This is a genomic window from Nevskia sp., from assembly GCF_021732705.1.
Classification (GTDB): domain Bacteria; phylum Pseudomonadota; class Gammaproteobacteria; order Nevskiales; family Nevskiaceae; genus Nevskia.
This window is the reverse complement of the sequence record NZ_JAKFUM010000005.1, coordinates 35,680-55,804: the sequence shown is the minus strand read 5'-3', so window position 1 is coordinate 55,804 and position 20,125 is coordinate 35,680. Positions and strand designations below refer to the sequence as shown.

The window sequence follows — 20,125 nt, the reverse complement described above, 5'->3', positions numbered from 1 at the left end:
CGCTGGCCAACAAAAATCCCGGGGTCGTTGCCGACCCCGGGATCCAGGCGCTCGACTCAGCGTCGGCGCCGATGCTTCATCAGCTTCAGTTCAGCGGTTCCAGCAGACGCCGCGTGGTCACCGTATAGGTGCCGGTGACGCCCCCGATGGTGACGCTGCCGGTGGTCGACGTCGCGAAGCGATCCGACGCCGTCACGCGGACGCGTACCGAGTCGCCGTTGATGATCGCACCCGGTGCCGTCGTGAAGACGCTGCCGTTGATGCTGTAGCTGCCGCCAGTCACCGTGATCGGCGACGCCGTGTTGATGCCGGTGATGACGACCGGGGCCGAGGTCTGCACGGAGTTGCGCAGCACGCCGGAGACGCTGCCGAAGGTGAACTCGTTTGGCACGTCGTCGTCGTCGTTCTGGATGCTGATCGTCGTCGATGCCGGCGTGCCGAGGCGAGCATTGACCGGCGTGCCGAGATTCAGCACGACGGTTTCGGTCGGCTCGACCACGTTGTCGCGGAGCACGTTCAGCGTGACGCTGGCCACCGTCGCGCCGGCCGGGAAGGTCAGCGTGCTGGTGGCGAGCGTGTAGTCCGTGCCCTGCGTGGCGGTACCGCCGCCGACCGTCACCGGCACCGTCACGGTCTGCACCGAGGCGAATGCCAGCGTTGCCGTCACCGTCACCGGGGTGTTGCCACCGCCGTTGCCTTCAGTCACCGACTGCGCAGCGAGCGTGAAGCCGACATCCGGCTGGAAGCCCTGGAAGTTGATCGTCGCCAGATTCGACGCGAGGCTGTCGTTGCCGGCGGCATCGCGGATCGCCGCCGCGCGGACGCTGGCGATCACGGTACCGTTCGCGGTCATGCCGGACACGGCGATCGTGTAGCTGCTGCCGGAGCCGCTGACCACCGCCGTCGTCGCGCCCGCCGTACCGCCGAGCACGACATCCTCGGCCGTGAAGTCGCCGGTGGCTTCCGAGAACTGCACGTCGAAGTTCACCGGAGCGACCGTCGCCGGATTCGCCTGACCCGCGGCCACGGCGACCGTTGCCGTTGGCGGATCGTGGTCGATCAGATAGGTCTCGCCCGTGAAATTGCCGTTGCCCGCACCCGTGCCGCCGAGCGGCTGGTAGCCCGAGGTGCTGAGGATGCTGTCGTTGTCGGCCACCGACAGGGTCACCGTGCCGCTGCCGGTGGTGCCGGTCGCGACATTGACCGTGTAGGTCGCGCCCGAGCCACTGACGCTGGCGACGCTGGTCGACAGGTTGCCGGTCGTGGCCAGCGAGAAATCGGTGGCATCGACACCGATGACCGGCTCGCTGAAGGTGACGTTGTAGGCCACGGTCGAGGCATTGGTCGGGCTGTTGCCGGCCCGCGCCACGCTGACCACGGTCGGGCCGCCCGCCGGCTGCGGCGGCACGTTGCAGACCGCCGACCCGGTGATCTGCAGCGAGAATGCTCGGACGCTGCCGAGATCGCCGCCCGCCAGATCCTGCACGCGCAGTTGCCACGTGCCGTTGCCGCTCTGACCGTCGAAGCCGCTCAGCGGCGCAGCCGGTCGGAACGAACCGACCCAAGGCGCATTGGCAATCGCGATGTTCTGGATGCTGATGCCGGTGCTTTCATCGTCGAGCAAGGTCTGGCAGAAGTTGTTGCCGCTGTTGCCCGTGCCACCCGGACGATTCATCAGGCTGACCACGGTGCCGCTCGGGGACACCAGCCCGATGGTCAGATCGCCGACCCAGGTGTGATTCAGACCCACCGTGGTCGAGTTGATGGTGGCGTTGCAGGTGGCGCCGTCGAAGCGGAAGTTCAGGTCCGAGATCGGGCTGGTGAGGCCAGACACGTTCAACGGAACATTGATCGCGGCACCCGGCGAATCCGGAATCGCGACCACCGGCGTGGTGTAGCTGAACGTCTGCGACGGCCCCGGCGAACCGGTGCCGACCGACAGCGGGAACGACTGCGGGCTCGTTGGCGCGCCGTAGCTCGCAACGGCGCTGAAGGCGATCGGCGTGCCGCAGACGAAGGCCGGTTCCACCCGGAACACGATCGGCGTCGCGTTCGGCGCGGTCTGGCCCGGCGCCAGATCCGGATACGAAGCCGGGCCGGTCAGCACCGTGACGTTCGACGGCACGTTGCCCAGACTGACCGACAGACCGGTGGCCGGCGCGGCGCCGACATTGGTCAGCGGCAGCGTGACCGCGAAGATCTCGTTGGTTTCGACCACGCCATCGCTGTCGCCATAGATTTGCGAATACGTCGCCGTGCCGGCCGACAGGCTCGGCTGGCCAACCGCACCGCCTGCCTGGAGCGCCGGAACCGGCATCACGATGCCGGCACCGGTGGTGCGATCAACTCCGGCCACCTCGATGTCGATCGCCGTGGAGGTCAGCAGGTTGCGCACCTGCGACTGCGTCAACGTCGGCAGCGCGCTACGCACGAGACCGGCGATCGCCGCAGCGTGCGGCGCGGCCGCCGAAGTGCCGAAGAAGGTGGCGAAGCCCGGTGCCGACGTCGACACGCCGTCCGCCGCCGTCAGGTCCGGCTTCTGGCGCAGCACACCGCCGCTGAACGTGCGGTTGCCTGGCGTCAGTTCTTCACCGGTCGGGCTCAGGATGATGCGACGCGGACCATCCGACGAGAAGGTCTCGCTCAGGTTCGCGCTGCTGAACAGGTTCGGGAACGGACCCGCGCCCGGCGGCGTGCTGAACGCCGTGGCGGCCGGCGTTGCCGCCGTGCTGAAGGCATTGGCGGCGGCACTGTGGCCGCGCGTGGCGCCACTGGTCGCGAGCGCCGCTTCCAGGCGGCCGCGGAACAGGATCATGTTGAATGCCGGGGCGCTGGTCGTGTTGCCGGCGGCAAAGCGCGCGACCACCAGACGTTCGCCGGTGAACGCGCCGCCGCCGATGAACTCGATCGGGAAGTCGTCGCCGCCAACGCCATCCTGCGCATCCGCGCTCATGTCGAACACGGTGGTCAGCGCGCCGTTCAGGTCGTAGACGTCGTAGTCGGTCGATGCGAAGCCTTCGGTCAGGGTCGAGTGCTCGGCCCAGATCAGGATCACCGGCGTGTTGGCACTGCCGGCAGCCACGAGGATCGACTGGCCGCCATTGCCGAAGTTGTGCAACGGGCCGGAGCCGGCCAGCACGGTCGGCGGCGTCGCGGTGCTCGCCAGGAAGTTGCCTTCCCAGGTGCCGGAGGTGCCGTCGCTGAGGTTGCCTTCGTTGCCGGCCGACGAGAAGTACAGCACGCCGTTGGCAGTGACCGTGTTCACGGACTGCGCGACCGGGCCGTCCTGGAACGGCGATTCGTCGAGATAGATGATGTCGTCGACGATGATCGTGCAGCCTGCCGCTGCCAGATCCAGGATGTTCTGTGCGAACGAGGCTTCGCTGGTGAACGCCGTCGCGAAACCGATGCGGGCCGCCGGCGCCACGTCGTAGATGATTTCCATCATCGCCGTGCCTTCATCGCCGGTCCCGATCTGGCCGGGCAGGATGAACACCTGGTTGCCCGGAGGCAGATCGCCCGAGGCCTGCGAAGCCTGATACGAGGTCGCACCGTCGGACAGCACGCAGATCGTCTGGCCGGCACCGTTGGTACCGTAGATCGAACGCGCGGTATCGGCGCCGTGGGTGCGGGCACCCTGTGACCGGGTCAGCGCGTTGGCCACCGGGGTCGACGCGGGGTTCGACGACTGCGCGGCAACCGGTCCGAGCTGCCGCGGCGGCGTGGCCGCGTTGGTCACAGCCGGGATCGCCATGCGGATCTTCCGGACTTCACCCATCGCGGCCAGCGCATCGACATCGTCCATGCGGACGCGGGCGCGGACCGTGCGCGACGAGAACACCACCCCCTTGTCGGTGATGATCGTCGCATCGATGGCGTTCAGCTTGTCCCAGACCGCCAGCACGTCGGTGTTCTTGCCGATGACGATGTCGACCGGCACGCGCCCGTCACGCTCCGGCTTGACGAACCGGAAATCCGGAAGCGCCGCCATTCGGGCGTCGCCCTTCTGCTTCATCATGCCCATGAACAGGCGCGAATCGATCTTCTGCTGGATCGGCGTCTTCGCTGCCTTGATCGACTGCAGCAACGCAATCTGCGCGGCTGCACTCGGCTGCATCTGGACGTCGCCGGTGCTCACGGCAGACGGCGTCGGTGCCGGGTTGAATGTCGGCAGTCCGGCATTGCCGACCAGCGACAGCGATGCGAACAAGCCGAGCGCCAGCGGTGCCGCCGGCTTCAGTCGCCGCTTCAGAGTGTCGGCCACGGATCGGCACGAATGCCGAACCCGCTGCCATGTCTTGCTTGAATGTTGAGCCATGTTGATTCTCCCGATCCCCTGAAACGGTCGAAGCGGCGCTTGAATCAGCGACCGATGAATGACGACGATTGGTTGTGACGCAGAAACAACCTCAAGTGCCGCACAATCACCCGGGCATTGGTAAAGTTTTGGTGAAATGCGATCGAGACGCGGCAACGGTCACTGGACAAGGCCAATGACCGTCGAGAGTTGCGCGGAGGCAGCAGTGGAGTCGACGCGGCACACGAATCACTGGCGCAGACGGTCGGGCGCGCTGTGAAATTCGTCAAAGATGACGAAAAACAAGCGCTTGCCGCCGGCTGTGCGCACGAGGTGAATATGGTGGGCTCCCTGAACCTCTTCCCGATCGCTGCCCGGAGTCACTCGCAAGTGACATCCTGATTGCAAACGAATGACAGGACACTAGCACAAGAATTTCAGGATTCGAATCAGGCAAATCAGGCTTTTTCCAGTTCCTGATTGACTTTTCACGACGCCGACGATGCAAAGCCAACAACGATGTCGTGAATATGTGAAAAGCTTGGACTCCATTTCCAGCGCGCACGAAAACAGTGCGATCCGTGCTGCACTGCAGCCGGAGCTGGCGGCCGATTGATGTCGATCCTTTGCCCGAAGCAGCCGCCTGATGTCTTGCTCAGCGTGCGGCGGCCGGCAGCGTCAGGCTCACGCGCAGCCCGCCACGTTCGAGATTGCCCAGCGTGATCCTGCCGCCATGCGCCTCGATGATCTCGCGTGCCAGCGCCAGACCCAGCCCGGTACCGCTGCGCTTGGTCGAATAGAACGGCAGCAGCGCATTGGCCAGCACCTGCTCGCTCATGCCGGGGCCGGCATCGCGCACCTCGATGCGCCACTCCGCCGCCACTTTCAGCACCGACAGCTGCACGTCGTCCGCGGCGCTGCCGGACTCGTGCGCGTTGCGAAGCACATTGATCAGCACCTGCTCGAGCTGGGCCACGTCGAACCAGCCGGGTTCGTTCGGTACCGCGCCTTCGAAGCGGAACGGACACTGCTCGTGGAGGCCGTCGAGAAAGGTCTGCCATTCCACCTGCTGCAGGCGCGGCGCCGGCAGCTTGGCAAAGCTCGCGTAACCACTGATGAAACCATGCAGGTGCTGCACGCGCTCGCTGATCGCGGTGAATACCGTCGCCACCCGAGCGAGGTCGCCACGCCGCGTCAGCTCGGCACCGGAATGCGCCATCGACGAGATCGGCGCCAGCGAGTTGTTCAACTCGTGGCTGATGACCCGGATCACCTTCTTCCAGGTCGCCACTTCCTGCCGCGAAAGTTCCCGCGTCATCCGCCGGAACAGCATCAGGCGATGCGGTTGATTGGCCAGCCGGAAGCCTCGCTGGGATGCGTGATACATCTCCTCGGCGCCGTCGATCTCGACGCCGAACAGCGCATCCTCGCCGTTCGCCACGGCATCGCGCAGTGCCGCCGGACACTGGCTGAGCACGCTCAGGAAATCATGGCCGTTCATGGCCCGGCCTTCATGGAACAGATGGCGCGCTGCCAGGTTCGCATACGCCACGCGGTTGCCGGCATCGACCAGCACCAGCGCCACCGGCGTGTTCTGAACCACGGTATCGAGCAGCAGTTCCCGCTGCACCAGTCCCTGCCGCTGCTCGCGCAGCGTGCTGCCCAGCCGGTTGTGCGCCGATGTCAGATCGCCGAGCTCGTCGGTGCGATCGGTGGCCAGCGAAATGCTGAAATCGCCGTCGCGATAGCTGTCGACGAGCCCGGTCAGGCCGCGCAGCAGTTGCGCCACCGGTTCGATCATCCGCTGTGCCGCCCACAGCACGAACGGCAGCGCCGCGACCAGCGACAGCAGCACGGCCAGCCGCCATTCGCCGAGCCAGGTCGTCAGCGCCGCACCGAGCAGCACGCCGACGCCGGCCGCGAGCGCGAGTGCGGCGGCGAGCTTGCCTTGCAGGGAAATGCGGCGGGGCACGGGAAGTTCCTGTCAGAGGTCCGGAGGATGCGCGGGCGGCAACGCGCGAACGGCAACGCGCGAACGGCAACGCGCGAACGGCAGCGCGCCGACCGTGAAGGCTAACCCGTGCCCGCGCGTCATCGGTAGAAAAGCGGACGCGACTGCACGCCGTCATGGAGCCATCGGAGCAGCCGCGGGTCGATGTTCGCGATCCGCGCTCGATCTGGAAACTCGATCTGGAAACTCGATGGCGCACGGGAGCAATTCCCTGTCGCCCCACGACATCGAAAGCGCACCGTGCCCGCGCTAGAGTCCGGATGTGCAGATTCCGGATAGCGGTACCGTTGCCATCACCAAACGACTCAAAGGAAGGAGCGCTGATGAATACCGATCGACGTCTTGTCATCCGTCTGCTGGGCAGCCTGCTGCTCGCGACGACCGCCATCGGCACCGCCGCAACAGCCGCTCCGCGCGCCCAAGCAGCCGTGCTCGCCCAGGACCCGCCGCTGACGGTGCCGCAGGCGACGCTCGACAGCGCCCTGCACTGCACGCCGTTCAGCCATCCCGACAAGCCCGCCGTGCTGCTGGTGCACGGCACCGGGGCCACCGGCGCCGACGAGTACACGTTCTTCTACACGCCGCAGCTGGTGGCGCTGGGTTACGACGTCTGCATCGTGACCTATCCGGACCGTGGCCTCGTCGATCAGCAGATCTCTGCCGAATACATCGTCAGCGCGCTGCGCCGGATGCATGCGCAGACCGGTCGCAAGGTCGCCATGATCGGACACAGCCAGGGCGCGACGATGCCGCGCTGGGCGCTGAAATTCTGGCCTTCCGCGCGCGAAGCGGTGGATGACTTCGTGATGCTGGCGGGCCCGAATCACGGCACCACGGTGGCGATCCCGTTCGCGCTGGCCGGCGGGCTGGTCAACCTGCCGATCTTGCGGCGCCTGCCGCTGGGCCTGCTGCCCGAGTCGATCTACCAGTTCCTGCCCGATTCGGATTTCGTCACCACGCTCAATCAGGGCGACGAGACGCCGGGCAGCATCGCCTACACATCGATCTACACCCGGTTCGATCAATTGGTGCAGCCGGTCGCGCCGATCGCCACCGCTGCGCTCGAACCTTCTGCCAGCAATCCGGATCGCAGCAATATCCTGCTGCAGGACGTCTGTCGCGGCCATCTGGCGGAACACCTGAGCATCGGGACGACCGACACGCTCGCCTTCGCGCTGGCGCTGGACGCGATCGGCAACCCAGGACCGGCCGATGTCGCGCGGGCGGGCAGCTCCGCGGCCCTGTGCCGGCTGCTGCCGGTCGATCTCCGTGCATCGCTGCAGGCGCCGGTCGTGCGCAATCTGCTGGCCATTGTCGCGCAGGATCTGCAGACCGGCCTGCCACAACTGCATCTGGCATCCGAAGAGCCGCCGCTGATGCCGTACGCCCGCGCCTCGTCCGCACCGTGACGCGAGCGGGCCAGCTGCGTCGACAGTCGCCGCGTCCGCCTCTGCGGGCCTCGTCGATGGCCGGCGCGACCGGTAGCGGTAGCGACGTCAGGCGGCGGCGCCCCTGATCGCGCCGCCTGCCGTCTCGACCGGCAGTGCCGTGAAACAGTGCAGGTGCATACTCGGTGCGTCTTTTGCGCCAGGAGAGCCCCATGACCAACAGTTTCAGCAGCCTGACCGACCTCGTCGTCGGCGCTCGCCACTACCGTTATCACCAGCTTGCGAAGCTTTCGGCAGCGCTCGGCGCGGGCTGGCGGCTGGATCGCCTGCCGTACTCGTACAAGGTGCTGCTTGAGAACCTGCTGCGCCATGAAGACGGTCTGAACACGACCGCCGACGACATCAAGACGCTGGCGACAGCCGATCTCAGGCAACTGCCGGCAAAGGACATCAATTTCACGCCGGCCCGCGTCATCCTGCAGGACTTCACTGGCGTGCCCTGCGTGGTGGACCTGGCCGCGATGCGCGATGCCATCACCACGCTCGGCGGCGATGCCACGAAGGTCAACCCGCTGTGCCCGGTGGAGCTGGTCATCGACCACTCGGTGATGATCGACCACTATGGCTCGAAAGACGCGCTGGACCTCAACGCCAAGGTCGAATTCCAGCGCAATGAGGAGCGCTACACCTTCCTGCGATGGGGTCAGCAGGCGCTGAAGAACTTCACTGCCGTGCCGCCGGATACCGGCATCGTCCATCAGGTCAACATCGAGTATCTGGCGCGCGTCGTGTTCGAGAATGCGGACGGCCTGCCCGACGCGGACGGCACGGCGGCGGTACCGATGCTCTACCCGGATTCCTGCTTCGGCACCGACAGTCACACGACGATGGTCAACGGCATCGGCGTGCTCGGCTGGGGCGTCGGCGGCATCGAGGCAGAAGCCGCGATGCTCGGCCAGCCGTCGTCGATGCTGATGCCGGAAGTGATCGGCGTCCGCGTCACCGGCAAGCTGGCCGAAGGCGCCACGGCGACCGACCTCGTGCTGACCGTCACCGAGACGCTGCGCAAGCGCGGCGTGGTCGAGAAATTCGTCGAGTTCTTCGGCCCGGGCCTTGCGAACCTGACCGCGAGCGATCGCAATACCATCGCCAACATGGCGCCGGAGTACGGCGCGACCTGCGGCATCTTCCCGATCGACGTCGAAACCCTGAACTACCTGCGCCTGACCGGGCGCAGCGAGCAGCAGATCGCCGTGGTCGAGGCCTATGCCCGGGCGCAAGGCCTGTGGTGGACGCCGGACTCACCGGAAGCCGAGTACAGCGACGTGCTGCATCTCGACCTGTCGGCGATCCAGCCGAGCCTCGCCGGGCCGAAGCGCCCGCAGGACCGGGTGCTGCTCTCGAGCATGAAGGCGAATTTCCGCAAGGCCTTCGAGGCCGAGCAGAAGGCGCGGCCCTCGAAGGGACCGGCTACCGTCACCGATCGCGACCAGACCTACGAACTGAAGGATGGCGCCGTGGTGATCGCGGCGATCACCAGTTGCACGAATACCTCGAACCCGAGCGTGCTGATCGGCGCCGGGCTGCTGGCGCGCAAGGCCCGGGCGCTGGGCCTGAAAACCCAGCCATGGGTCAAGACCTCGCTGGCGCCGGGCTCCAAGGCCGTGACCGAATACCTGAAGAAGGCCGGGCTGATCGAGGATCTCGAATACCTCGGCTTCCATGTCGCGGCCTATGGCTGCACCACCTGCATCGGCAATTCCGGCCCGCTGAACGAGCCGATCGGCCGTGCGATCCAGGACCACACCCTCAGCGTCAGCGCGGTGCTGTCCGGCAATCGCAATTTCGAAGGCCGCGTCCATCAGGACGTGCGGATGAACTACCTCGCGAGTCCGCCACTGGTCGTCGCGTACGCGATCGCGGGCACCACCGATCTCGACCTCGCTGCCGAGCCGATCGGTCACGGCGCCGACGGCGAGTCGGTGTGGCTCAAGGACATCTGGCCGAGCAATGCCGACATCCAGGCCGTGGTCGCGCAGGCGGTCACCGCCGACCTGTTCAAGGCGAGCTATGGCGACGTGCTGAAAGGCGATGCCCGCTGGCAGGGCATTCAGGTCGCGAAGTCGGATACCTATCCGTGGAGCACGGAATCGACCTACATCCAGAATCCGCCGTACTTCACCGGCATGACGATGACGCCGCCCGGCATTCCCGTGATCCGCGGCGCGCGTGCCCTGGCCGTGCTCGGCGATTCGATCACGACCGACCACATCTCGCCCGCCGGCGACATCAAGAAGGACGGGCCAGCCGGTCGTTACCTCGAAGCGCACGGCGTGCAGCGCGCCGATTTCAACAGCTTCGGCAGCCGCCGCGGCAATCACGAAATCATGATGCGCGGCACCTTCGCCAACACGCGCATCAAGAACGCAATGACGCCCGGCGTGGAAGGCGGCGTTTCCCGGCACTTCGACGGCGGCGCGGCAGGTCCGGTCGAGCCGATCTACGACGTGGCGATGCGCTACGCCGTCGCCGGGACGCCGCTGGTGGTGCTGGCCGGCAAGGAATACGGCACCGGCTCGTCGCGCGACTGGGCCGCGAAGGGCACGCTGCTGCTGGGCGTCAAGGCCGTGATCAGCGAAAGCTTCGAGCGCATCCACCGCGCCAATCTGGTCGGCATGGGCGTGCTGCCGCTGAACTTCGTCTACGGCCAGAGTGTCGCCACGCTCGGGCTCGACGGCAGCGAAGTGTTCGACTTCGACGGGCTGGTCGATGGGGCGACCACCGTGAGCGTCACCGCCACCAAGCGTGACGGCAGTGCAACGACCTTCACTGCGAAGGTCCGCATCAACACGCCGGTCGAGTGGGCCTACTACCGTCATGGCGGCGTGCTGCCATACATGTTGCGGCAGATGGCGGGCTGATATGGAAATCGGGGTTCCATGCCGTGAATGCCGGCGTTGGGACCTCGAACCATTCATTGCATTCGAACGATTCGACGGGTTTGATCCAACCGCGTGGCGACGGGAAGCCCCCTGCAAACCGTCACTGCAAATGACGCGAGAACCCGTTTCGGCGAGTTCATCGACCTCGATCAATAAGCGCCGGTTCGAGTGACCCGCCGTGTTCGGGGTGATGGTCCCTGCGGACGATGACGAAGCGTTGCGCGCGTGTTGCGCGCATCGCCCGCAGCACACGCTCGACCGAGCGGCACACCGGGCGAATGCGTTGCGATTGACGGAAGCAGGACTCGCCCGTTTGTTGGCCGATGGGCGCTGAGCGGGTCGCCATGGATCGACGAGTTGCCAACTCGTTGTGCTCGGAAGACAGCTTTCGGAAACTCGAAACGTGCCTGTGGCGATCGAAATCAGATCGCTAACTCAGCATCGAAACGCGCAAGTCGCTGCTGCCTGATTTCAGCGCCGTGACCCATTGCCTCTCACCTGAACCCGTCAACTTCGATCTCCTGCGGTGGTCGGCTGACCCTGACGACGACAAATTCGTCGCTGCAGCGATTACGGCAGAGGCAACGTGATTGGCGAGCGGTGATCGCGATCTGCGGGGAAATCGCATCGACAATGAGCGGCTTTGACAGCCTGTCCGCACCAGAAGCGCTCGCTAGCTCGGATCAAAGCATCGTCGGCCGCGCGCTGAGCGATCTTGGAGAACTGACACGGTCGAGCTTGACGGTCACCATCGGCGCATCGGGCGGTGCATCGGGCGATGCCTCGGGCGTCGCAATTCCAGCTCGGTTCAGTCCTTCGGCGGAACCAGCGCATCGTCGATCGCCCGCGCCCGGATCGCGGCCGGACGGTCCTTGATGCCGTTCCAGTACGCTTCGAATGCAGGACGGTGCTCGATCGAGCCGAACTGCAGGCCCCAGCCGATCTGCGAGCCGAAATAGACATCGGCGGCGCTGAAGCGATCACCGGCGACGTAGCGCTTGCCGGCAACCGCGGCTTCCAGCACGTCCATCACATCGGAGAACTGGCCGTAGCCAACCATGCCGCGACGCTCCGCCGGCACCTGCACCCCGAGCGCCTTGTTGATGACTGCCTGCTCGACCGGGCCGGCGGCATAGAACAGCCAGCGGAAGTAGTCGCCGGTGGCGCCCGGTGCCGGTCCGAGCCCGGATTCGGGGAAGGCATCGGCGAGATAGGCGCAGATCGCGGCGCATTCGGTGACCACCACGCCGCGATGCACGATCGCCGGGACCTTGCCCATCGGATTGATCGCCCGGTAGGCGCGGTCCTTCATCGTCGTGCCGTAGTCGAGCACGGTGGTGTCGTACGGCATGCCGACCTCCTCCAGCATCCAGCGCACGATCCGTCCGCGCGACATCGGGTTGGTATAGAAATGGACGGCGTCTGACATCGTGGTGCTCCGGTCGGGTCGGTCTGTGACCCGGCACGCTAGCAACTGGCGCAGCCGATGTCTGCCGAAGGCTCGCGCGGACCCAAGCGGGCACGACGCCGATCAAGGGATGCCGGGGCTCGGCCCTCTCTGGCCGGTCGTGCCTCCGGTCGTCGCGCATAGGCCGATAATATGGAACCGTATCGAATCCGATGGTCGGCGTCGGTCGTTGCCATGACCCCAGCCCGACCGACCCGCCTGCGACCGATCCTTTCTTCGATGACTTCCGCGTTCACCGACGCCGCGCCGCGTGCCCGAAACCCGCTGAACCGCAAGGCTGTCGCCCGGCAGATGCTGCGTGCGGCGAACGATTACGACGACTGGTCGCGGATCGCTCGACAGATCGACGAGCACAGTGGCCGTGCGCGCTGGAAGCTGCGCGAGCGTTCCAACCTGTACGACCACGCCACGATCCGCGAGCGGCTGGATCACCTGCGGGCCCTGCGGGCGCGCGGCGATGTTCGCGGCCTTGTCTTCGCTCTGGAAGAAGGGGTGCACGGCAATCTCGGCGGCATCGGCAAGCCGGTGCTGCACAGCAAGGCCTACTTCGGGACCAAGCAGCTGATCACGGACTATGTCGATGCCGTGGCCGACACGTTGCGCTACCTCGATTCGCGTCTGGAATCGGAATTGCCCGCCGCCATCCGACTCGATCTGTTCCGTCGCGCCAGCCACTGCTACGGCCGATCGGCGCTGATGATGTCCAGCGGCGGCATGTTGATGTTCTTCCACTTCGGTGTGGCCAAGGCCTTGTTCGAGCAGGGTGTCCTGCCGAACGTGATTTCCGGCTCCAGCGCCGGCGCGATCGTGGCGGCAGTCGTCGGCACCCGTACCGACGAAGAACTGCGAGGCTTCCTGAAGCCGGACAACATCTTTTTCGGCGAACCGTGGCGACCCAACGCTATCGAACGCAGAACCGGCCTGCGCCGACTGTTCGGCGCCAGTTCCTTCGATGCCACATTCGAACGCCTGATCCCGGACCTGACCTTCCGCGAAGCCTTCGAACGCTCCGGCCGCAACATCAGCATTTCGGTCAGCCCCTGCGAGCGTCACCAGAGCCCGCGCCTCTTGAACGCCATCACCTCGCCGCACGTGCTGATCCGCTCCGCCGTGCGCGCTTCCTGTGCGGTGCCGGGCCTGTTTGGGCCGGTGCAGCTGCTGGCCCGCGACAGTGACGGCCGTACCGTCAACTATCTGAATTGCCGATGGATCGACGGCGTCTTTGCGGCCGATCTGCCCGCGCGGCAACTGGCGCGGCTGTACGGGACCAACCACTACATCGTCAGTTACATCAACCCGGTGCTGCTGCCGATGTTCCGGGACCGCAAGCTCGACGCCAGCCGCCTGCAGCCAGTGGTCGATCTGGTCAAGACCTCGGCCCGCAATCTGGTGCAATCAACCGACGTGGTGCTCGGCAAGTATCTGCCGGCCTCGTCGGTCGGCACCGTCAACAAGGTCCTGCATGACCTGCTGTCGCAGCAGTACGTCGGCGATATCAACATCGCCCCGGAACGGCGTCTGGTGTCCCCGCTCAAGCTGCTGTCGCCGCTGACGCACGATGAAATCGGCGACATGCTGCTGGAAGGCCAGCGCCAGACCTGGCCACGGATCGAGATGATCCGGTTGTCGTCGAAGATCAGCCGGACGCTGGCGGACATCCTGGCGCGCTGAGGCACATCACGGGTCGACGCGGCTGCCTGCCTGTTCGACCCGGCTTGGGATGAAGGCCAGCGAAGCGACGTCGTCGACGACACTGATTCGCAGGTGGCGCTGGCGCCGTGACCCACAAAAAAGGCCGCACCAGGCGGCCTTGAGCAACTGACAATATTGAACAGATATTGGACAACGCGCCTGCGCCGCGCGTGAATCCTTGATTCATGGTGCCGAGAAGAGGAATCGAACCTCCGACCTACTGATTACGAATCAGTTGCTCTACCGACTGAGCTATCTCGGCGCGGGCCGCGATTATAAGGGGAAACTTTCGCGAGATGCGGGTTTTTTTGGCCGTCTTGATGCCGGCGTGAGCCTGAGCGGCCCGAACTGGCTTTCGCGATGTCGATCAGGCGAGGTCGTAGCGGAATTCCTTCTTGAAGCGGGCGCGGAACTGCTCCGGCGTGACGTAGTGATTCTGCGGGCCCGGGCGTTCGATCTTGATCGCGCCGATCAGCGACGCGATGCGGCCGGTGGTTTCCCAGTCGATCCCGTTCAGCAGGCCGTACAGGATGCCGCCGCGGTAGGCGTCGCCGCAGCCGGTCGGATCGGCCAGCGCCTGCGCCGAGGCCGTCGGGATCTCGTAGGTCTTGGCCTTGGTGTAGATCGTCGATCCCTTGCCGCCGCGGGTGACGATCAGCGCTTCGACGCGATCGGCGATCTGCTTCAGGCTCAGGCCGGTGCGGGCCATGATCATCTCGGATTCGTAGTCGTTGACGGCAACGTAGGTCGCCTTTTCGATGAAATCCTTGAGCTCGTCGCCGCCGAACATCGGCAAGCCCTGACCCGGGTCGAAGATGAACGGCAGGCCGGCTTCGGCGAACTGCTGTGCGTGCAGGATCATCGCGTCACGGCCGTCCGGCGACACCGAGCCGATCGTGGCACCCGCCTTGATCGCGGCATGCACGTCCTGCGTATGGGCGAAGCTCATCGCACCCGGGTGGAACGCGGTGATCTGGTTGTCGTCGAGATCGGTGGTGATGTACGCCTGCGCGGTGTACGCCTCGAGGATGGTCTTGACGTAGTGGCGCGAGATGCCGTGCTGGTCGAGCCAGGTCGCGTAGCTGGCGAAATCCTTGCCGACGGTGGCCATCGGCAGCGGTTCGCCGCCGAGCATCTTCAGGTTGTAGGCGATGTTGCCGGCCGTGCCGCCGAATTCCTTGCGCAGTTCCGGCACGAGGAACGCCACATTCAGGATGTGGACCTTGTCCGGCAGGATTTCGTTCTTGAATTGGCCGCTGAACACCATGATCGTGTCATAGGCGAGCGAGCCGCAAATCAGTGCAGACATGGTGTTTCCGTGAGTTCCGTTAGCCGAAGATGATGAGGCCCCAGACCAGCGGGACCTGCAGCAGAGAAAGATGGACCGCCGCGGACCCCAGGTCCTTGGCGCGACCGGACAATACATGACGTTCGAGGCCGATGCGATCCACCACGACTTCCACCGCGGTGTTCAGCAGCTCGACGACCAGCACCAGCAGCAGGCTCCAGAACAGGATCACGCGCTCGACGGCGTTTTCACCAAGCCAGAAAGCGAACGGCACCATCAGGAAGAACAGCACCAGCTCGATCCTGAACGCTTCTTCCTCGCGCAGCGCCCAGCCCATCCCGTCGTAACTGACCTTGGTGGCGCGGATGATCCGCCGCCAGCCCTTGATGCCATCTGCCATCGCCGTCCGGTGTCCCCGTCACAATTTCGAGCGGCAGGATAAGCGATGCCGGCAGGCCGAAGATATCGCGCGAATCAGCCGGCCAGCGCGCGCGTGATCGTGTCGGCCGGCCGGCGCGGAAGGCTGCACGATGCTCGAGCCGGCAATGTCGCAATCGCGCGCCGCACACCGCCGCCAATCACCCGCCCTGCTTTCAGCCGGCAGTCGGTGCCCAGCGGATGTCGAGCTGCCGCGCGGCGCGCACGTCGTCCAATCGACGGACCGGCATCGTGTACGGCGCGCCCTTGACGAAGGCGATGTCGCGCTTGGCCTCGTCCCAGATCGCGCACATGGCGGCAACGAAGGCGTCGAGCGTTTCCTTGTCCTCGGTCTCGGTCGGCTCGATCAGCAGGCATTCCGGCACCAGCAGCGGGAAGTACACGGTCGGCGCGTGGTACCCGTAGTCGAGCAGGCGCTTGGCGATGTCGGTCGCGGTGAGATCGATCGTCTGCTTCTGGCGCTTCAGGGTCACGATGAATTCATGCGTGGCCTTGCGCGTCGGGAACGCCAGATCGAAGCCGTGCTCGCGCAGTCGCGCCTGCAGGTAATTGGCGTTCAGTGTCGCGAACGCGGCGACGCGGGTCATGCCTTCGCGCCCGAGCAGGCGGGCGTAGACATACGCGCGCAGCAGCACGCCGGCATTGCCCATAAACGCGCTCAGGCGGCCGATGGTCTGCGGCAGGTCGCGTTCGTCAAGCCAGCGGTAGCCGCTGTCGGACTGACCGACGACCGGGATCGGCATGAACGGCAGCAGACGCTGCGACACGCCGACGGCGCCGGCACCCGGCCCGCCGCCGCCGTGCGGCGTCGAGAAGGTCTTGTGCAGATTCATGTGAATGACGTCGAAGCCCATGTCGCCCGGGCGCACTTCGCCGAGGATCGCGTTGAGATTGGCACCGTCGTAATACAGCAGACCGCCGGCTTCGTGGACGAGCTTGGCGATCGCCGCGATCTGCCGTTCGAACACGCCGAGCGTGCTCGGATTGGTCAGCATGATGCCGGCGGTCTGCGGGCCGACGACGGCGGCCAGCCGCTCGAGATCGACATCGCCTTCGGCATTGGTCGGAATCTCGCGCACGGTCATGCCGAGCATCGTCGCCGTCGCCGGATTGGTGCCGTGCGCGGCATCCGGCACCAGGATTTCGGTGCGCGCCAGATCGTTCCGGGCGCGGTGATAGGCGCGGATCATCGCGACCCCGGCGAATTCGCCCTGTGCGCCGGCCATCGGCGTCAGGCTGACGCCGGCCATGCCGGTGACATCCTTCAGGATTTCCTGCAGTTCGAACATGCAGGCCAGAAAGCCCTGCGAGTTCGCGTCCACCGCCAGCGGATGGCGGCTCAGGAACTGCGGCAGCATCGCCAGCGTGTTGCAGGCCCGCGGGTTGTATTTCATCGTGCAGCTGCCGAGCGGATAGAAGTGCGTGTCGATGCTGAAATTCAGCTTCGACAGTCGCGTGAAGTGCCGCACGGCCTGCAGTTCCGACACCTGCGGCAGCGCCGGCGGCGTCCCGCGCTTCAGGTGCGGCGGCAGCGTGACCGACGCCGGATGAATCGGCCGCTGCGCGGCGGCACTGCGACCGGCACGCGACACTTCGAAGATCAGCGGTTCCACGGGTGTCAGCGGCGCGAGCATCGGCTGGGCGGCCGGAGCTTCGGGAACGGAGGCGATCAGCAGCGGCTGGACGGCGGCGAGTGACATTCGGATGGGCTCGTGAGGCGAAGAAAAGCGGGAACAGCGGAATTCGGTGGTGACGGCGCGGCTCAGGCTTCGGGCGGCGGCTCGCCGTCGGCCGGACGCACCAGCTCGACGCCGTCGACGGTCATCCGCCAGACCGCGCCATCGCGGTACGGCGGCACATCGACCTTGAACGTGGTGTCGAACCAGCCGACGCCGACCGAGAATTTCTTCGTCGAGAACGACTTCAGCGGTGCGGTGATCTCGCGCGCCTGGCCGTTCTCGCCGATGCGCCGGTAGGCCAGATAGCCATCCGGCGTGATCGTCAGATTCATCAGCGGCGCGGTCCATTCGCCGATGAAGGCCTGCTGATCCACCAGCGCGGGCGGGTCGGACGCGCCGCCGCAGCCGGCAAGCGCGGTCACGGCGAACAGCAGCAGGATCAGCAGGCGGCGCATCGGCGGGCTCGGCGTGGTCAGGTCAGGATCGGATCAGGCCAGCGCCTTCAGCGCGGCGTCGTAGTTCGGCTCGTCGGCGACTTCGGTGACCAGTTCGCTGTGCAGCACCTTGTTGGCGGCATCGAGCACGACCACGGCGCGCGCCGTCAGGCCGGCCAGCGGGCCGTTTTCGATGCTGACGCCGTACTCGTCGGCAAAGCTCGCGCCGCGCATCAGCGACAGCGTCTGCACGTTGCTGATGCCTTCCGCGCCGCAGAAGCGCTTCTGGGCGAACGGCAGGTCGGCCGAGATGCACAGCACGACGGTGTCGTCATGGCCGGCTGCCTTCTCGTTGAACTTGCGGACCGACATCGCGCAGGTCGGCGTATCGATCGACGGGAAGATGTTCAGCACCTTCTTCTTGCCGACGTAGTCATGCAGCGTGACGTCCTTCAGGTCGCCGTTGACCAGGCGGAAGCCCGGTGCATCGCTGCCCGGCTTCGGCAGGTCGCCATTGGTGCTGAAGGCATTGCCGTGGAGGGTAATCGTGGCCATCGGTGCATCTCCTCGTTGTTGTGGTTGTCAGTGGTGCGTCAGCCCAGCGCCAAGAACGGCGCGCAGGGCGTCAGCGTAGGTATCGAGATCCGCAGCCGTGCGGGTTTCGGTGGCACAGACCAGCAGGGCCTGTCCCAGTTCCGGGTAATGGCGCGACAGGTCGAAACCGCCGAGGATGCCGCGCTGCGCCAGTGCCGCGAGCACGGGTTCGACTGGCTGCGGCAGGCGGACGACCGCTTCGTGGAAGCGGTCGCCGCTGAACGCGAGTTCGACGCCCGGAATCGCGGTGAGCCTGGCGACCAGCGCTTCGGTATTCGCCATCGAATGGGCGGCCACGCTTTCGAGCCCTTCCGGCCCGAGCAGGCTCATGTGGATGGTCGCGGCGGTGACCAGCAGGCCCTGGTTGGTGCAGATGTTCGACGTCGCCTTGCTGCGACGGATGTGCTGCTCGCGCGCCTGCAGGGTCAGGGTGAAGCCCGGCTTGCCGTCGAGATCGACCGTGCGGCCGACGATGCGGCCCGGCATCTGACGGACGAACTGCTGCCTGGCGGTCAGGAAGCCGAAGTACGGCCCGCCGGATGACAGCGGCGCGCCGAGCGGCTGGCCCTCGCCGCAGACGATGTCGGCACCCTTGCTACCCCACTCGCCCGGCGGCTTCAGCAGGGCCAGCGACACCGGATTGACCACGGCGACGACCAGCGCGCCGTTGGCGTGCGCCCAGTCGGTGATCGCATCGACGTCTTCCAGCGTGCCGAAGAAGTTCGGCTGGGCGATGACGACGGCGGTGATGCCCTGCCCCTCAAACGCCTTGAGCGGCTCGACCAGCGTCGCGCCGGTCTTCGGATCGAACGCCAGCGGCACCGGCACGATGCCCTGCGCCTCGGTGATCGACGCCACGACCTCGCGATAGAACGGATGCACGGCCTGCGGCATCAGCACACGGCCACTGCTGTTGACGCTGTTCGCGCGCACTGCCATCAGCAGTGCTTCCGCGAGGGCCGAGGCGCCGTCGTACATCGAGGCGTTCGAGACGTCCATGCCGGTCAGCGCGCACATCATCGACTGGTATTCGTACAGCAACTGCAGGGTGCCCTGACTGGCCTCGGCCTGATACGGCGTGTACGCCGAGTAGAACTCGCCGCGCGTGGTGATTTCCCAGACCGCCGCCGGAATGTGGTGCTCGTAGGCCCCGGCGCCGCAGAAGTTCAGCAGCGCGCCGTCCTGCGCCGCACGGCCGTGCATGACGCGGGCGATGTCCATCTCCGACGCCCGTGGCGGCACTTTCGACAGGCCCTTGCAGCGCAGTTCGGTCGGAATCTCGCCGAACAGGGCATCGATGCTCGGCGCGCCGATCGTGGCCAGCATCTCGGCGATATCGGTTTCGGTATGAGGAATGAAAGGCATGGGATCGGCAGGTGTTACGCGTGAGGATTGAAGCGTGGGTCGGTGGCGTGGGGCATCGGCTTTTTCGCCGTACCGGTCACGCCCGCCACCTCACGACAAGGTGGCGACGTAGCCGTCGGCATCGAGCAGGCCGGCGACATCGGCGACGTTGTCCGGCTGCAGCTTCCACAGCCAGCCACCGTCGTACGGCGCGTCGTTGACCCGTTCCGGGTTCTCGCCGAGCGCGTCGTTGGTCTCGATCACGGTGCCGGCGACCGGGGCGTAGACATCGCTCGCGGCCTTGACCGACTCGACCACGCAGCAGGCCTCGCCCGCCGCCAGCTTGCGTCCGACCTTCGGGGTTTCGACGAACACGAGATCGCCAAGCGCGGCCTGTGCGTGATCGGTGATGCCGATCAGCAAGGTGCCATCCGGCAGCGTCTTCACCCATTCGTGGGACTTGGCGTACTTCAGGTCGGCAGGCGTCTTGCTCATCGGGAACTCGTCAGGATGTGGAGGTGCTGCGGTGGAAAGGCAGTCTGCGGAGTAG

The 20,125-nt window shown here is 66.0% G+C and carries 13 protein-coding genes and 1 tRNA gene; 3 read left to right on the top strand and 11 right to left on the bottom strand.

Annotation, left to right across the window (positions count from 1 at the left end; translation table 11 throughout):
- Positions 1 to 85: 85 nt before the first annotated feature.
- Together QZ951_RS05215 and QZ951_RS05210 are read right to left on the bottom strand one after the other, a co-directional pair.
- Positions 86 to 4,264 (bottom strand): proprotein convertase P-domain-containing protein, encoded by a 4,179-nt coding sequence (locus QZ951_RS05215; protein ID WP_292999286.1) that lies wholly within the window; start codon positions 4,262 to 4,264, stop codon positions 86 to 88.
- Positions 4,265 to 4,952: 688 nt separating this feature from the next.
- Entirely contained in the window at positions 4,953 to 6,269 is a 1,317-nt protein-coding gene (locus tag QZ951_RS05210; protein ID WP_292999284.1) for an ATP-binding protein, read from the bottom strand.
- 362 nt (positions 6,270 to 6,631) lie between these two features.
- On the opposite strand from QZ951_RS05210, the gene QZ951_RS05205 reads away from it, so the two are divergent.
- Together QZ951_RS05205 and acnA are read left to right on the top strand one after the other, a co-directional pair.
- A complete protein-coding gene (locus QZ951_RS05205; RefSeq protein ID WP_292999282.1) occupies positions 6,632 to 7,717 on the top strand; it encodes a hypothetical protein in 1,086 nt (361 codons plus the stop codon).
- Between the two features lie 191 nt (positions 7,718 to 7,908).
- Positions 7,909 to 10,617 carry an aconitate hydratase AcnA gene (gene acnA / locus QZ951_RS05200; RefSeq protein ID WP_292999280.1) on the top strand — a complete coding sequence of 903 codons (2,709 nt, stop codon included), beginning with the start codon at positions 7,909 to 7,911 and terminating at the stop codon, positions 10,615 to 10,617.
- Between the two features lie 829 nt (positions 10,618 to 11,446).
- Here acnA and QZ951_RS05195 read toward each other — a convergent pair.
- On the bottom strand, positions 11,447 to 12,067 hold the full coding sequence (locus QZ951_RS05195) for a glutathione S-transferase family protein (protein ID WP_292999278.1): 621 nt from the start codon (positions 12,065 to 12,067) through the stop codon (positions 11,447 to 11,449).
- A gap of 258 nt (positions 12,068 to 12,325) precedes the next feature.
- Between QZ951_RS05195 and QZ951_RS05190 the strand changes: the two genes are divergently transcribed.
- Complete coding sequence (locus QZ951_RS05190) at positions 12,326 to 13,777, top strand: DUF3336 domain-containing protein (RefSeq protein WP_292999276.1); 1,452 nt, start codon at positions 12,326 to 12,328, stop codon at positions 13,775 to 13,777.
- A gap of 207 nt (positions 13,778 to 13,984) precedes the next feature.
- On the opposite strand, the gene QZ951_RS05185 is transcribed toward QZ951_RS05190, so the two are convergent.
- The 8 genes from QZ951_RS05185 to gcvH all read right to left on the bottom strand — a co-directional run bounded on the left by QZ951_RS05185 (position 13,985) and on the right by gcvH (position 20,070).
- Positions 13,985 to 14,060: transfer RNA gene (locus tag QZ951_RS05185), tRNA-Thr, on the bottom strand.
- Between the two features lie 105 nt (positions 14,061 to 14,165).
- Positions 14,166 to 15,107, bottom strand: a complete 942-nt coding sequence (locus tag QZ951_RS05180; protein WP_292999274.1) for a carbohydrate kinase family protein — start codon at positions 15,105 to 15,107, stop codon at positions 14,166 to 14,168.
- Between the two features lie 19 nt (positions 15,108 to 15,126).
- Entirely contained in the window at positions 15,127 to 15,486 is a 360-nt protein-coding gene (locus QZ951_RS05175; RefSeq protein WP_292999272.1) for a diacylglycerol kinase, read from the bottom strand.
- 193 nt (positions 15,487 to 15,679) lie between these two features.
- A complete protein-coding gene (gcvPB, locus tag QZ951_RS05170) occupies positions 15,680 to 17,158 on the bottom strand; it encodes an aminomethyl-transferring glycine dehydrogenase subunit GcvPB (RefSeq protein ID WP_366943811.1) in 1,479 nt (492 codons plus the stop codon).
- 128 nt (positions 17,159 to 17,286) lie between these two features.
- Entirely contained in the window at positions 17,287 to 17,658 is a 372-nt protein-coding gene (locus tag QZ951_RS05165; RefSeq protein ID WP_292999268.1) for a hypothetical protein, read from the bottom strand.
- 33 nt (positions 17,659 to 17,691) lie between these two features.
- On the bottom strand, positions 17,692 to 18,192 hold the full coding sequence (gene tpx, locus QZ951_RS05160; RefSeq protein ID WP_292999266.1) for a thiol peroxidase: 501 nt from the start codon (positions 18,190 to 18,192) through the stop codon (positions 17,692 to 17,694).
- A gap of 27 nt (positions 18,193 to 18,219) precedes the next feature.
- The gene (gcvPA, locus tag QZ951_RS05155; protein ID WP_292999264.1) at positions 18,220 to 19,596 is read right to left on the bottom strand and encodes an aminomethyl-transferring glycine dehydrogenase subunit GcvPA; all 1,377 of its coding nucleotides are present in this window, start codon (positions 19,594 to 19,596) and stop codon (positions 18,220 to 18,222) included.
- Positions 19,597 to 19,686: 90 nt separating this feature from the next.
- A complete protein-coding gene (gene gcvH, locus QZ951_RS05150) occupies positions 19,687 to 20,070 on the bottom strand; it encodes a glycine cleavage system protein GcvH (protein WP_292999262.1) in 384 nt (127 codons plus the stop codon).
- Positions 20,071 to 20,125 lie beyond the last annotated feature (55 nt).

What these genes read in the sequence shown, in the direction of transcription:
- QZ951_RS05165 (WP_292999268.1), bottom strand. Translation starts at nt 17,658, where the DNA reads ATGCGCCGCCTGCTGATCCTGCTGCTGTTCGCCGTGACCGCGCTTGCC.
- acnA (WP_292999280.1), top strand. Translation starts at nt 7,909, where the DNA reads ATGACCAACAGTTTCAGCAGCCTGACCGACCTCGTCGTCGGCGCTCGC.
- gcvPA (WP_292999264.1), bottom strand. Translation starts at nt 19,596, where the DNA reads ATGCCTTTCATTCCTCATACCGAAACCGATATCGCCGAGATGCTGGCC.
- QZ951_RS05180 (WP_292999274.1), bottom strand. Translation starts at nt 15,107, where the DNA reads ATGTCTGCACTGATTTGCGGCTCGCTCGCCTATGACACGATCATGGTG.
- tpx (WP_292999266.1), bottom strand. Translation starts at nt 18,192, where the DNA reads ATGGCCACGATTACCCTCCACGGCAATGCCTTCAGCACCAATGGCGAC.
- QZ951_RS05195 (WP_292999278.1), bottom strand. Translation starts at nt 12,067, where the DNA reads ATGTCAGACGCCGTCCATTTCTATACCAACCCGATGTCGCGCGGACGG.
- QZ951_RS05205 (WP_292999282.1), top strand. Translation starts at nt 6,632, where the DNA reads ATGAATACCGATCGACGTCTTGTCATCCGTCTGCTGGGCAGCCTGCTG.
- gcvH (WP_292999262.1), bottom strand. Translation starts at nt 20,070, where the DNA reads ATGAGCAAGACGCCTGCCGACCTGAAGTACGCCAAGTCCCACGAATGG.
- QZ951_RS05175 (WP_292999272.1), bottom strand. Translation starts at nt 15,486, where the DNA reads ATGGCAGATGGCATCAAGGGCTGGCGGCGGATCATCCGCGCCACCAAG.
- gcvPB (WP_366943811.1), bottom strand. Translation starts at nt 17,158, where the DNA reads ATGCTCGCGCCGCTGACACCCGTGGAACCGCTGATCTTCGAAGTGTCG.
- QZ951_RS05190 (WP_292999276.1), top strand. Translation starts at nt 12,326, where the DNA reads ATGACTTCCGCGTTCACCGACGCCGCGCCGCGTGCCCGAAACCCGCTG.